This is a genomic window from Reticulibacter mediterranei (genome assembly GCF_016587455.1).
On sequence record NZ_BNJK01000001.1, the window covers coordinates 8,812,578 to 8,827,271 of the forward strand.

The 14,694-nt window shown below is 52.3% G+C and carries 9 protein-coding genes and 1 pseudogene; 6 read left to right on the plus strand and 4 right to left on the minus strand.

What is annotated here, in order from left to right; translation table 11 throughout:
• The first annotated feature begins 9 nt into the window (after positions 1-9).
• The 3 genes from K3T83_RS37750 (at position 10) to K3T83_RS37760 (ending at position 2,989) form a co-directional block, all read left to right on the plus strand.
• Complete coding sequence (locus K3T83_RS37750) at positions 10-1,059, plus strand: NAD-dependent epimerase/dehydratase family protein (protein WP_220208055.1); 1,050 nt, start codon at positions 10-12, stop codon at positions 1,057-1,059.
• A gap of 157 nt (positions 1,060-1,216) precedes the next feature.
• Positions 1,217-2,374, plus strand: a complete 1,158-nt coding sequence (locus K3T83_RS37755) for a cytochrome P450 (protein ID WP_220208056.1) — start codon at positions 1,217-1,219, stop codon at positions 2,372-2,374.
• A 336-nt stretch (positions 2,375-2,710) separates the two neighbouring features.
• Positions 2,711-2,989, plus strand: coding sequence for an ArsR/SmtB family transcription factor (locus K3T83_RS37760; protein WP_220208057.1), 279 nt, complete (start codon positions 2,711-2,713; stop codon positions 2,987-2,989).
• Between the two features lie 720 nt (positions 2,990-3,709).
• On the opposite strand, the gene K3T83_RS37765 is transcribed toward K3T83_RS37760, so the two are convergent.
• The gene (locus K3T83_RS37765; RefSeq protein ID WP_220208058.1) at positions 3,710-4,822 is read right to left on the minus strand and encodes an epoxide hydrolase family protein; all 1,113 of its coding nucleotides are present in this window, start codon (positions 4,820-4,822) and stop codon (positions 3,710-3,712) included.
• 497 nt (positions 4,823-5,319) lie between these two features.
• On the opposite strand from K3T83_RS37765, the gene K3T83_RS58145 reads away from it, so the two are divergent.
• Entirely contained in the window at positions 5,320-5,589 is a 270-nt protein-coding gene (locus K3T83_RS58145; protein WP_220208059.1) for a DnaB-like helicase N-terminal domain-containing protein, read from the plus strand.
• Here K3T83_RS58145 and K3T83_RS37775 read toward each other — a convergent pair.
• Complete coding sequence (locus K3T83_RS37775) at positions 5,488-7,116, minus strand: ISL3 family transposase (RefSeq protein WP_220207339.1); 1,629 nt, start codon at positions 7,114-7,116, stop codon at positions 5,488-5,490. The two genes, K3T83_RS58145 and K3T83_RS37775, sit on opposite strands and share 102 nt — an antisense overlap.
• 312 nt (positions 7,117-7,428) lie before the next feature.
• On the opposite strand from K3T83_RS37775, the gene K3T83_RS37780 reads away from it, so the two are divergent.
• A complete protein-coding gene (locus tag K3T83_RS37780) occupies positions 7,429-8,583 on the plus strand; it encodes an FAD-dependent oxidoreductase (protein WP_373324643.1) in 1,155 nt (384 codons plus the stop codon).
• Between the two features lie 571 nt (positions 8,584-9,154).
• Here the strand turns inward: K3T83_RS37780 and K3T83_RS37785 are convergent.
• The gene (locus tag K3T83_RS37785) at positions 9,155-10,144 is read right to left on the minus strand and encodes an AF_0692 family protein (protein WP_220208061.1); all 990 of its coding nucleotides are present in this window, start codon (positions 10,142-10,144) and stop codon (positions 9,155-9,157) included.
• Positions 10,145-10,571: 427 nt separating this feature from the next.
• On the opposite strand from K3T83_RS37785, the pseudogene K3T83_RS37795 reads away from it, so the two are divergent.
• Positions 10,572-11,482, plus strand: a pseudogene (locus K3T83_RS37795) (replicative DNA helicase).
• Positions 11,483-11,554: 72 nt separating this feature from the next.
• Here K3T83_RS37795 and K3T83_RS37800 read toward each other — a convergent pair.
• Positions 11,555-13,801, minus strand: a complete 2,247-nt coding sequence (locus K3T83_RS37800; RefSeq protein ID WP_236065081.1) for a tetratricopeptide repeat protein — start codon at positions 13,799-13,801, stop codon at positions 11,555-11,557.
• Positions 13,802-14,694: the final 893 nt, after the last annotated feature.

Sequence of the window (14,694 nt, forward strand, 5' to 3'; positions counted from 1 at the left end):
AGCAAAATCATGAAGAATCAACGCATGCGCCCTGGAGATCTGTGCTTGGTCACAGGGATCACCGGATATGTCGCCTCCTGGATTGGTAAGAAACTGCTTGAGCAAGGATATCGCGTTCGGGGAACCGTCAGAAGCGTGACCGATCGAGAGAAAATCCACACGATGTCTACGCTCCTTCCTGGAGTGGAGTTCGTCGAGGCTGATTTGCGAAGCGGCGCAGGGTGGAAAGAGGCGATCGAGGGATGTCAATGGGTGTTCCATGTCGCCAGTCCTCAGGCAGTTCCCTCCGAAAAGGATCGCACAAGCGGGGCAATCAGTGGAACCCGCTTTGTATTGACGACTGCCTTTGCAACGCAGACAGTCGAAAAAGTGGTGGTCACCAGTTCCGAAGCGGCTGTGTCCTACAACCATCCGGCCTCCCAAACGCGTTTTACCGAGGACGACTGGACGAATGCAGAGGGGGCGACAGATTACATGCGCAGTAAGACGCTTGCAGAGAAGCTGGCCTGGGAACTGGCTCGCGATAGGACCCAGAATCCTCGGCAGGTGCCTCTCTCGACGATCAACCCCGGCATGATCTTGGGACCATCGCTGGTTCCCTGGGTCCGCTACAGTCACGCAACCGTGAAGAACATCGCGGAGGGGAAAGCACGGATGTCGCCCGATATGTCGGTTCCGTTTGTCGATGTCCGTGATTGTGCGTCAATGCATATTGCCATTATGAATGACCCTGGCACGGACGGACATCGCCATCTGTGCTTCAGCAGGAACGGGAGGTACGTGGATCTGCCCATCGCCATCCGAAACAACTATGCCGCGCAGGGCTTCTCTCCTGGTGCGAGAACCTACCCACGCTTCCTGATGTGGATGCTGAAGCACTTCATCGCGAGCGTCGCCTCAGTGTATCCTCTCCTGGGCCGGGAGACAGTACGCGAAACGAACTCTCCAGAGGTCTATCACTACCACTATACTGACGTTGCTCAGATGGTTCGAGACACCATGGATGATCTTCTTGAGAAAAAGGCCATTCAAGTGAATGGAAAGGAACAAGGAGTGTAAATCGGGGTCCCAACAGCGTGAAGTCCGCCTCCATTGTTTCCATTCCTCTCTTGCCTGGTGGGAATTGTGCTGAAAAAAATGTTGGGACCCCTAACAAGGAAAAACAGACAACTCGTCCAGAGAAAAAGAGAACCTACATGATGAGGAGAAATACAGTATGCAATCGTCACCTCTTGAACAGGCGCTCAATCCTTTTCCCTTCTATCGCCGCATGCGCGAGTCGCGCCCTCTCTTCTATCGTCCAGAAGATGAGACATGGCAGGTGTTTCGTTATGCAGAGGCTGAGCAAGTTCTCAACAACTCTGCGTTGTTTTCTTCCGTCAGAAACAGAGAGCGAGGTCAGGAGCGACCTCTACAAAACAGTATCCTCAACATGGACCCTCCCCAACACCGTCAGTTTCGGAGCTTGGTGACACAAGCCTTCACACCCAGAGCAGTAGCGCAGCTTGCAAACCGCATTACGAGTATTGTGACCCACCTGCTCGATGAGGTCACAGGGTCGGGAACAATGGATATCATTGATCACCTGGCATATCCCTTACCAGTGATCGTGATTGCTGAACTATTGGGCATTCCGCGCGAAGACCGTGCGCTTTTTAAAACCTGGTCGGATGCTGTGGTCAATGGCGTCGATGGCCGAGGCCAGAACCGTCCTCAGCCAGCAATGAGCGACTACTTTTTACAGGTGATCGAAGAGCGGCACAAGGAGCCACAAGACGATCTGATGAGCGCTCTGCTCAATGCTCAGGTTGATGGGCACCATCTCAGCCGACAAGAGCTGCTTGGCTTCTGCATTCTCTTACTTGTTGCGGGAAATGAAACGACGACCAATCTGATTGGAAACGCGCTCCTCTGCCTGGATGAGCAGCCTGATAGCATGGAGCAACTGTACGCAGCGCCAGATCTCATCCCGGGAGCCGTTGAGGAGGTGCTGCGCTATCGTTCCCCGGTCCAGCTCACCGGACGCATCGCTCTGGCAGATACAGTACTTGGTAACCAGCACATACAGGCGGGGCAGCGTGTCGTCGCGAATATCGGTTCCGCCAACCGCGACGAGGCTCAGTTTCCCGATCCTGATCGCTTTGACATCAGACGTTCGCCCAATCACCATCTGGCCTTTGGACATGGTATTCATTTTTGTCTTGGTGCGCCTCTTGCACGCCTGGAGACAAAGATCGCGCTCACCCTGCTGCTGGAACGATTTCAAGACATTCGTCGCGTTCCCCAGGTGCCATTGGAACCGGGGGAAAGTATCTTGATGCACGGCGTCAAGCATCTTCCTGTGACGTTTCGACAACGCCCGCGATCAGCATGATCCGAGGGTGATGTTTCTTGCTAGGCTGACAAGGGGTCCCACCATGTTTCCCCAGCACAATCCCCACCAGGCAAGAGAGGAATGGAGACAATGGAGGCGGACTTTACAAAGAAATACGATCAAAAATGAGCATTGGTATCTCTCTGAGATGATCAAAAACAACCTTTGAAATGTACGATCCTTAATAACCTCGGTCTTTTCAAAAGATGCCGCCTCATGACCACTTTTGGTGCTAGATGAGCTTATCAAGGAGAAAGCCTTTTTCTCAATCCGCCTGGAGAGGCAGCACAATTTTTGTCTTCCCTCTCATTGAAGAGCTTACCACCAAAAGTGGTCATGAGACATGTAGTAATCATATTTACACCACATGGTCTCACCGAAAAGCGATCCGGTGAAATTGCTGAGCTGATCGGTCTTTCCCCTGCGACCACCTCCGAGTATCTGAGCCAGCTCTTTGCTCTCGGACTCGTCAGTTCGCGTCGAGAAGGAACGAGTATCTATTATCGTATCGCAGATCACCTCATCGCTCGCACGTTTCATGATCTGCTTGCCGCTCTCGATATCCACTGTGCTTCCTGGTCTGCCCACAACGAGAAATCATCGTGCTCAGAATGAATGGGAACGGAGGCACAGGCGCGTGCCTCGTGCCAGCCTGTTCCCTTGTTCCTCTCGCCATGACCGCAACGATGCTACGCTGTTCCCCATCATCATTGATGAGAAGTGATCAGCGAATCAGAACGGAGGAACAGGCCATTCCAGGAGACGTTTGACTGCGAAAGTTTGGTGACAACACACGCAGGAGTTGGCAAGTCGTTCCTTGTACGTTGGCTGATCATTGCCAGGCCAACGTACAAATATGAGTAAGGAGCCCGAAGATCTCTCTTTGATTGTACTCCCCTCTGCCAAATGCTTGTCGCGCCTTCCAAAACGTCAGCTCATTTACAAGATGCACGGTGAAAGAAGCCAGATGGGAAGCTGTTTTACCTAAAAACATGTGCCTTATGTTCCGCAATTGAGGGCAATATTCCACATTTATGGGCCAGATTGTCTCACTTCGTAGGACATTTACCACGATTGATCTCTAATAGTTAAACACCTTGCTCTTTTTGCTCAAAAAAGGATAAGGGCCCTGAGAAAATCTCAACTGTTTATGCCAAAATCGTTTGTTTGGTGAGAAATCTGCGATCAGCAGACACCAGCACGCGTACCCAGATCCAAACGGACATCTGACCGACGCTCGGCACATCATCTTCGGATCTGGGAGAGAGCAGCAGTCAGGCGTGCCGCCTGAGAGGGGAGTGCCTCCCCTCTCAATCAGCGTCGAGCTTCTCGTTCTCAGTGCAGCTTCTCAAAAAAGGTCCGAAGGTCGTTGATGAGCAGGTCGGGAGCTGTCTGAGTGGCAAAATGGTTGCCTCGGGGATAGAAATGCCAGGAGACGATGTTCTTGTGATCGCGCTCTGCAAAGCGTCGGATGGACTGAAGGACATCAGCAAAATTGCACAATCCGAGCGGAATCGTGGTTGGTTCAGTTGGGGCATGCTTCGCGTGAGCGTCCTCGTAGTATAAGCGGGCTGAGGAGGCCGCCGTGTCCGTGAACCAGTAGATCATCACGTTGGTGAGGATGTAGTCGTCACTTAGCTCGTCTCCGTACATCTGGTAGTTCCAGGCAAGCTGACCCACTGGCGAGTCGGCCAGGGCATGAGCCAGGGTCTGGGGGACGCTGGACTGCAAGGGAGCGTAAGCCCCCTTCTTTTCCACCCACTCCTGCAACGCTTGCCACTGTTCTTTTTCCCTCGAAGATAAAGCCGCCATCTCAGCTGGATCGCCAGACGGAGCAGGGAAAATTTCCGTGACATGGACCCCAACGACGTGCTCAGGATCGCAACGACCCACCTCTGGGGAAATCACCGAACCCCAATCCATGCCGTGGGCACCATAGCGGTCATAGCCCAGGCGGCGCATCAACTCCGCCCACGCACGAGCGACGCGGTAGCGATCCCAGCCCCGCTGCCGTGTGGGTCCAGAGAACCCAAAGCCGGGAAGCGAGGGGATAACCAGATGGAAAGCCTGGGCCTGCTTGCCTCCATGAGAGTGAGGATCGGTAAGTGGGCCAATCAGATCAAGGTAATCAAACACCGAGGTGGGCCAGCCGTGGGTCAGGATCAATGGCAAAGCGTCATCGACGTTGGAGCGTACATGCAGAAAGTGGATGTTTTCTCCATCAATGGTGGTGGTGAACTGCGGATAGGCATTGAGCTTCGCTTCCCATCTCCGCCAGTCGTAACCCTCCTGCCAGTACGTGACCAGGCGCTTGACAGAGTCGAGAGGCACACCGTAGTCGGTGCCCACACCGGGGAGTTCATTGGTCCAGCGAGCACGAGCGAGTCGCGCTTTGAGATCATCGAGGTCTGCTTGTGGAATAATGACGGTATATGGAGTAATCGCCATCTGTTGCTCCTTTCAAATGTTGCAAAAGGCTCTGCTGCATCCCGATGCAACACACAGGGATGCACAATGATCATAGCACTCTAGCACGGCACAAAACTTCTCCTCGCTTGCTGTTGCAAGAGAGGTGCGTGAGCCTCCACGCTTCAATCTGCTATTGTGAAGTCTCTGCATTCCTCTCGAGAAGGCTCTATCTTTTTCCAAATTAACCATTAAGCTGTACAAACTGACCAGGTTATAGAAAGGAGGATATTGCTGAGTTTTCTCAAAAGCCGTGTCAAAATCAAGGTCTCAAAGAAATGCCTCGCAGGTAAGTAAATCAGACAAACAGATGAGTTTATTGAAAGATTGGATTTGTGACACAATCAAATCTTCTTCCTTCGGGAGAACACAGTAGGCCACCAGTGGAAGAGAGTGATACGATGAATACCGATTCGATCGTTCTGAAGAGTGATACAACCTTGTGTTTGTACCTCTTGCAACTCATCTAGCGTCTTGAAGTGGCGATTGGCGATGCGCATCGGACGATCATCGAGGTGATTTTGGACCTCTACACCCGTCGTGAACCGGCAGACCATATTACGATCTGTAACAGTCTGGAGCGCAGGAAGCAACTGGTAAATAGCGCGAATGTTGGTTCTTACACACTCTCGGTGAAGCCAGTTCGGTCAGAGAGCATGAAGAACTCTCTGGCGCAGCAACTTGAAACTGGCGCGGCCGTATCCCATCCTTTTGAGAAGCTTCAGCTTGTTCACATGACCCTCAACTAATCCATTGTTTTGGGGAAGGGTCAATCCTGCGAGTACGGCTGCTTTGTCCCGCTCAACACTCTTGACAAACCCTTGCAGTTCACGGACCTGGCTCCCTCTCGCGCTCTCAAGCCAAGCATCAAGCTGTTCTCCTCCAGTCCGCATGTGTAGCATCAGGGCAAACTGCCGAACAAAGTTGTAGGCCAGTTCGATCTCTAGATCAAGCTGTTTGAGGGTGATGAGTGTTTGTTGCTCATCGGTCGAAAGGGCTTCAGGCTGACGAAGGAAGAGGAAAGCTGCAGATCTGGAGGAGAGAGGAGCCGCAGAAAGGTTGCATGGTATTGTCGCGTTCTTCGTTCCTCCGGGAAGCAGGCGAAACACCTGATCATAGACTGACTGATATGACCCCTTGTAGCCACGCTCCAGCAATTCCCGATACACCTGCATGATGTTATGGCAACCCGCTTCCCAGCGTTCGCGTAGAAAGGAAAGGTAAGCATCAACACCAGTCTTGCGCAAAGGCGGTTGTCGTTCAGGAAACGTATCACACCTCAACCAGCGTGAGACGGTGGAGTGAGCGATCCCTATCCGATTGGCAATAGCCGTCTGCGAGAAGCCTTGTTTGCGTAAAGCCACGACTTGCTCGTATTGAGCCAAGCGCTCTTCTCGCTTTGCCTGGCTCAGCTCGGCTGCCTTTGGATGAGATCGATGATATCTCGGCGGCTGTTTCCCTTGCACATCAGAGAGAGGGGTAGCCGAGGATGTTTCTGCTTGGCCTCTGCGATGAGCAGCGAGGTGGCGGGCCAGAAGGCCCTCCAGAGCCTCGCCAAGGTTTTTGAGAACGTGAAACCTGTCTGCACACTGGATAGCTTGAGGAGCAGCAGTCTTGGCTGCTGATGCATAGTCCCCTCCTCGATCTCGACTTATCAGCTCAATTTCTGAGTGGGCTGCTATCCAGGCAGCAGCAGTTTCTGCTGACCGATCAGGCAAAATATCGATGACCTTGTGACTTTGCATATCGACAAGAATCGTACCCCATTTCCGTCCACGTTTCCAAGCGAAGTCGTCTATCCCAAGCTCTTGCACTGGCTCAACTGGCTCAAATGGCAATGCCATGATGCGGCGAAGAACCGTCATCCAGGAGGTCTTGATCCCTATCCGCTCAGCTAGACGCGCTCCAAGCATGCCACCAGTAGCAAGGCCGAGAGCTTGAACCACCTGAAACAGACGAGTCGTGACTCGTGCCAGCGGTTCCGCAAAAGGAGCCAAACGCTCGGCGAAGATTTTGCGCACACAGGTGTTGACATCACAAAAGCATTTGCGCACCAGAACCTGCAAACACACGCGCATTCCACCAGAGGGCAGATCCGTGATTCGGCGGAAGTAATGGCTATGGAACCGTTGTGCTGGTGTACCGCAGAGGGGACAGCAGGGGTATTTCCGCGTGCAATGAGCGGTAAGGGTGAAGATCTCATCATTCATCTCGATCTCTGTAATCTCCAGTTCCTCTGGCAAGGCAAGCGGTGTGAGCACTTCTCTCTTCTTCATACGATCCTTCTACAGTCTCTTTATTTATGTAGAACGATCTATTCGTGTGACAGGCGCAAATAAGCTTCACCGAGAGTGTGTAAGAACCGAATGTTCGACGGTTTTTAAGCCGAAATATGGGAAATCGGCGCGAATGTTGGAAATCACTCATTCAAAGCTGTAGCAATCCGCTTCTGAAGCGGATTGCTACACATCGTTGCTGTAAATTCGGCACGCTGATACGAGGCAAGCCCAGGCTTGACAAGTTAACGATATATCGTTAAAGTAATAATAACGATATATCGTTAACTTGTCAGAAGAGGAAAAATGATATTGGAACACCCCATTACTATTATCGGTGCGGGCCTCGGCGGCCTCACTCTCGCACGCGTCCTCCACGTCTACGGTATCCCTGCAACGATCTACGAGGCGGACCCCTCGGCGCAGGCCCGTCCGCAGGGCGGCCAACTCGACATCCACGAACACAACGGGCAACGCGCGCTCGAAGCGGCTGGCCTCACCGACGAGTTTCGCGCGATCATCCGCGAGGGCGGCGAGGCTTTGCGGATGCTTGACCAGCATGGTACGGTCCTGTATGAAGAGTTCGATGACGGAACTGGCACACGCCCCGAGGTGCTGCGAGGCGATTTGCGGCGAATTCTCCTGGCATCTCTGCCCGCTGGGACGGTCCAGTGGGGGAAGAAGCTCACCGGCGTCGTGGCTCTCGGCGCGGGTCGGCACGAACTGACCTTCGCGGACGGATCGCGTGTTCCCACCGAACTCCTCGTGGGTGCCGATGGAGCCTGGTCAAAGGTCAGGCCGCTACTGTCGGACGCGCAGCCCATGTATGTTGGCGCGACCTTCATCGAGACTTACCTGTGCAACGTCGACGAGCGTCACCCTGCAACTGCCGAAGCGGTCGGCAGCAGCGCGATGTCCGCGCTTACTCCGGGAAAAGGGATCGTCGTGCACCGCGAGGCAGGAAACGTTCTTCACACATATGTCGAACTGACCCGCCCCGCAGAGTGGATCGCCAGCATCGACTTCACCGATGTCACCGCCGCGACTCGCACTATCGCTGCCGAGTTCGATGGATGGGCACCTGCGCTTACCGCGCTGATCACTGATGCCGACACCCCACCGGTTCCGCGCATGATCTACACACTCCCGAAAAGCCATCGCTGGGACCGCGTACCAGGGGTGACGCTCCTGGGTGATGCCGCCCACCTGATGCCGCCCTCTGGCGAGGGAGCGAACCTGGCGATGTTCGATGGCTTCGAACTCGGCAAAGCAATCGCCGCGCATCCCGACAACCTCGAAGCGGCACTCACCGCCTATGAAGAAGCGCTGTTCCCCCGCAGCGAGTCGGAAGCTGCGGACGCATATGTACTCCTCGATCTTTGCCTCGGCGACCGCGCACCCTTCGGACTCATCGACTTCTTCAACGGCGCGCCCAAAGAGGAGCGCGAATCACACCGGCAGCCTTGATCCACCCCCCGACAGTCCTGATACAGTGCTCATGGTCGTCGTGTTCCTCGACCATGAGCACTGTATCGGTGAGGTATCGAGAAAGCGCTGCACTCAAGCAGCGCCTGCTGAGAGATCCCCTTGCGGACACGGCATCGGACAGCACATCCAGCTGCCGACCCTGCGATGCATTTCTTGAAAGCATTCCTGGTCCCCGGCCCAGTCGAGTAGGATGCAGAAAGTCTCAAGGAACTGGCTACTCCTAATCACACGTCATATCCTACCGTCAATTTGGCACTGAATGGCCATTTCAGCACTGTTCTGTTAGAGTGTAACCACAATTTCCAGAATGGTAATGGAAGAAGCCTGAGAAGGAGCGGTTTCTCTGGCTTCTTCCTGACCGATTCCCAAGTTTCGCGCTGATTTCCCAGGTTTCATCCTAAAAATCGTCGAACATTCACGCTAAGGGTTCTAACATCTGAACATCAAGCTCAGCAAAAGAAGAGACCGTTTGGACGCACTCTAGAGCAAAGAGGGATGCAGTTTCAAGCCTCTCATTTTGCTCCATTGGAAAAAGGGCTGGTATTCAATGCTACCGTGTCTCCTGCGCCCGAAAGCGGATCAAAAGCCCACTGAGAAAGGCGATGGCGACCCCTTCCAGCACCACAAGACCCATGCTCTCTTGGGTGGACCCTCCACCCTGGAGGAGAGCGATGAGAGGGTTGACAAGAAGGAGGCTAGAAGCCAGGGCTAGAGCGTGAAGATAGTTCCAGTTGTGGGCAGCCGTCCAATACGAGAGCCTCCAACCGATGAGGAGAATCACCGCCAACGCACTCGAGATGGGAATGAGGACGAGGGCACCGTGTGTCATAATTGGGATGACACGTCCGGGAAAGATGAGCAAGGCAAGAAAGGTAAAACTGCCTAGAGCACTGATGAGCAGCACGATCCACGGGGACGGGGCGCGGGGAGGTTCCGGCCTGGCGGCAGTCTTCGGCAGAACCAGGAGTGCCAGGACGGCAAGGACGACAACGAGACAGACGGTAGCGCCAAGTAAGATTGGAGATGCGAAGGGACCAGGTGCGATTCTAGTGTGGACGAGAGAGCCGACGATGAGCACACCGAGCATGTAGCAGATGGCGGTCGCGATCAGGCCCCCTCGTCCGAGATAGGGTTGGTTCCATTGGGTCGGAAAAAGCAACTCGGTGAGCAGAATGGGCAAGGCAATGCTCCAGATCGCGTGATAGCTGATCACGGCCAGTGCAAAGACACCATAGATGCCCAAGAGGTATCCTCCGGCTTGCGCCCCCCAACTTGCGGCCTGCACGGCGGTGGGATTGAAAATGGCTTGCACGACCAAACCTTCTTCGACCAGACCATAGGCTAGGCCAAGCAAGAGAATACTAAGCCATCCGCGCCTGTTCCGCCAGACCAGTTCTCGAACAAGCAACGCGCCTGCACCATACATCGGCAGGAAAAAGAGCAAGGAGACAACATCGGCCAGAGGGGTCGAAGCGGAAAACAGCTCTGCAACTACAGGAGCCATGACGACTAAGGTGATGACTGGTAAGGCTTGCTTCATCAAGTTTCCTCTCCTCAGAGACAGTTTCTTGCAGCCTACCATACTCCTTCTTCCATGGCAAAACGCTCATACTTGATTTCTGGTAATGTATCAAGGACGAGATGGATCTCATTTTTGGCAATTCTCGGATGTTGGATGTATTTACTAGCAACTCGAAAACGTCGGTGGGCCAAGCTATATTACCTCCCTGACCAATTACGTGCCGACCTCTGGCAATGCATCCTTCTATGGTCGGATCGTAGAACGAACCGCCATGTTGCGCCGGTTGATCCATGCAGCAGGCGTCGTCGCGGCAGAAGCCTATCAAGCTTCTGACGAGCAAGCTGGCGCGTTGGTGGAGCGGGCCGGGCAACTGATGTTTGAGGTCGGGCAGCGGGCCACGCAGCAGGGAGATGACCTGAGTATCTCAGCGGTGATGACTGCGTATATGGCGAAACTGGAAGAACTCTCTGCACATCGTGGCACCATCGTAGGGGTGCCGAGCGGGTTCACGGACCTGGACCGATTAACTGGGGGATTTCGCAAGTCGGATGTGATTGTGCTGGCGGCCAGACCGCTGTAGGAAAAACGAGTTGTGCGCTTTCCATCATCCACCAGGCAGCGATGCGCTATCAAAAACGCATTGGCATCTTTAGCCTGGAAATGAGTGCCGAGCAACTGGGAGAGCGGTTGTTGGCGATAGAAACGGGCATCAACTTGCAGCGCTTGAGCACAGGTGACATCGAAGATGATGAGTGGGAGCAGGTAATCGCTGGCCTGGGGCGGATTTCCGCGTTGCCGATCCGCTTGGATGGCACTTCGGTCATGTCCCCGATCCAAATGCGTAGCCGGGCACGCAAGTGGATGGTCGAGTATGACCTGGATATGATTGTGATCGACTATTTGCAGTTGATGCAAGAGTCCGGTGCAGGCAACCGCAAGCAGGCGAACTGCGTTCAAATCATCGATGAGATTAGCCGCAATCTGAAACTGCTCGCTCGCGAGTTGAATATTCCAATCCTGGTTCTGGCCCAGCTGTCGCGTGCTCTTGAACAGCGCATGTCTAAAGTACCGCAATTGTCTGATCTACGCGAATTGGGTGCGATAGAACAGAACGCAGATATTGTTATTTTTATTTACAGGGAGGAAGTTTACAATTCTGAGACGGAGCGTAAGGGGTTCGCCGATTTGATCGTCGCCAAGCATCGCAACGGACCCACTGGGCAGGTGGTACTCAAGTTTGATGCGCACACTACCCGCTTTCTTGACCCTGATCCGCTTATTCCATCGGTGACACCTGTCTCGCTCACCCCGGAAGGGGAGATCAATCCAGAGAATCTGGAGCCGGACGAGGAGTAAGAGCGATAAGCGAGCACGGACGATTCTGAAACTCAGCATTTTGCTGAGTTTGCAACAGAAAACAGCCAATACTCACTCATATTTTGTCAGCAAGGGCAAGGCAAATTTCTCGTAAAATTTCGGCCTTTCTTGTTCAAACCAGTGCAGAGGAGTAAGTAATGTTGGTGGGAGTCCGAAATCGAGGGCTTTTTCTACTGATGGAATGGCTTCTTCATCTTGTTCCAAAAATGCCGAGGCTATTCCTTTCCAGAAGTAGACCTCCCATCTGTCTTGTTTGATCAGAAGGGCCTTCTCCAGTTCCACAAGAGCCTCCTTAAAGTTCCTATGGAGCAAGAGAGCTACTCCCTGACATATGTGTGCTATATAATTCTGTGAATCAACAGTTGCAATTGTTTTCAATCTCTCTAATATAGGTAGAGAGGTTGCCTCTAGGCACAATCTTGTCCACTCCGCCATCAAGGCAGAGGCAATTCGGGTGGGCTCTAGCTCATAGCTTTGGGTAAAATCGGCTCGGGCTTGCTCAAGGTCTTTTAAGCAGAGATAAGCAAGGCCTCTCTGGAAATATGCCTGGCTGCCCTTTGAAGCTAGCTCAATTGCCTCATTACAATCTTGGATAGATCGTTGATACTCTTGGAGAGCCTGATAGCAACGGCTTCGGTCTGTGAAAGCATTAGGATAAGGGACTTTCAGCTCAATGCGACGATCAAACAGAGTGAGTGCTTGTGAGTACTCTTTGAGTTGATAATACGTTAGACCTAGCCCACGAATAGCCGCTGTATAAGCAGGTTTCAATTGGAGCAGATGATTAAAGGCTTCAATAGCTTGTTGATGTTCTCCAACATAGTAGTAAGCCCATCCCCGACCATTATAAGCTTCGCTCCATCTCGGATCCAGTTCAAGGATGTGATCAAAGTCAGCTAAACCTAACTGATATTCTCTTAGATGGACACGAGCGAATCCACGCTCATAATATGCGTAGATATTGCTTGGATCCAGTTCGAGTGCATAAGTACAGGCTTCAATGCAGCATTGGTAGTTTCCCAAAGCGAAGTAACAACTGCCTCGGAATGCGTAGGGGGAAGACTCTCTAGGATGTTCTTCAATATAATGGTCATTGGCAGAAAGTGCTGGTTGGTATTTTCCTGCATCATAGTAAGCTTGTCGCAAGCCGTTATAGAGCCCACCTGGATTTTGATAACTTGGAGCCAGTTCAAGAACATGCTCAAAGTCGTCAACGGCCCGTTGATACTCTTGTAGTCTCAGATACGCCCATCCCCGACCGAAATAAGCATCTGCGTCTTGTGGGTTGTCTTCAAGCGCTTGCTCATATATAGCGAGTGCTTCTCGGTAGTTTCCGCTGTAGAAATAGGCAAATCCTCGATCAAAGTAATTCTTTTCTTCAAAAAGTGTGAGTGCTTGCTGGAAATCATCGATAGCAAGCTTCTTATCGAAAAATTTATTATCCATATTATTATATGCTCTCCCGCGTTTGTAGTACATTTTCGCAAGAACTGTTGAAGGAAAAGCTGGCGCATGTATGACTTTCTTGAGCAAAGCATTACCGGCCTCTAGCCATTCGTAACTTCCGTGATCAGCGTTGATATAGCACAGCAAATATATGATGATCTCATGGGCAACGGGACTCAGAGGATAAGGAGTAGACTTTTGAGAAAGATCAGAAAGCGCTCTCACGATTTCTCGGTTTTGCTCTTTGTCCGTGTGTTCATAGCTAGCATGTAAAATACGCTCAAGAGCTTTGATGTGGCAGGCTTGGTCGGGCAACAACAGCAATTGGGAGATGACTGCTACCAATTGCTCTAACCATTCTTCCGAACGATATGCCTCTTTTCCTCTTTCCTCTTCGGTTTTCTCAAGCAGTCCCTGATAATGGATTGCCAGTGCTCCTCGAATCCCTTCGTAGTGTTTCTGGGAGCGTTGACACAGATAACGACTAAAGAGGTTACGTACCACATCGTGATAAAGATATCGTCCATCCTGCAATCTGCTTCGCACAAAGGGCTGCTTTGTGAGCCATTGGTAAAGAGAAGGTCGATCAGACTCCGACACATACGTAAAGACCTGAAGGTCGTCCTGATTAAAGGGCCTAGAGAGCAACGCTGCATCGAGAGCCAGCTGTCGTTTGGCCGACTCCTGCTGAGGAATGCCATGCAGGAAGTTAGTGACCACATCACTGGTCGGATCAACATTATCCTGAGGTCGGAAGGTCAGCAAACTTAGGAAGAGCGGTATTCCTTCAGAGGCTTGCCAGATAGCTGTCATCTGGTCAGCGTCAGTGATCCCCTTGTTGAATAAGTACATCCGGCTTTCTTCTTCCGTGAAGCTCTTGAGAGAGATCCAGTAGATCGTGCCATCGTCACAGTAAGGGAGCCAGCGCTTGGGGTCATCAAGACAGGTACGCTCAATGGGATCACGACCCGCTATAACCAGCACCACATTACTGCTCACCTGAGTTTGGAGGAAGCAATCCAGGAGCCAGGGAGTGATTTCTGAAGCTAGTTGCTCAAAGGTATCAAAGAAGAGTACGATACGCCGCTCGCGCTTAGTCTGAGCCGAGTCGAGTGGGACTCTCGCATCAGCCAAGCGATTAAGTTCAGTGACAAAAGCTTTAGTGAGATCCTCGATGGGAGTTTCTAAAGGCTCGCTCTCTTTCCAGAGCTGAGATGTATGGCTCTTTTTGAGAAGATGTACCGCTGCGACCTTGGCTCCCTCTCGTAAGAGGGGACCCGCCACTGGCACTCCTTCGACTACAGCTCCTGCCAAATCAGGAACGCTGTTGACAAACGTCTGATGGAGCGTCTCCTGTTCTGCTTGCTCCCGACGTAAAGCCTCTCTGTACTGGTTGAGCTTCTTGGCGAATGCCCCTGTCAGATGCAGTTGCTGGGACAATTTCTCCATGATGCTAATAGGAGCTACTTGGCGCTCATCAACGATGGCTGTCAGGCAATAATCATTGAAGGGAGGCTTCCGAGCTTCCTCCATAAAGCGAGTCAGCAGAGTTGATTTGCCTAGGCCTCCCTGTCCAAATATAGAGAGAATATTGTGAGTGGGAGATGAGGGAGTGAGGATATTATGAATAAAAAAGAGTAATTCACCAGTGCGACCAATGAAAAGTGAAGAAGGTTGAGTATTTTGAGCCTGATTTTTCTTGATGAAAGGCATAAATATACACTTCTTTCGACGCCTGAACCAAA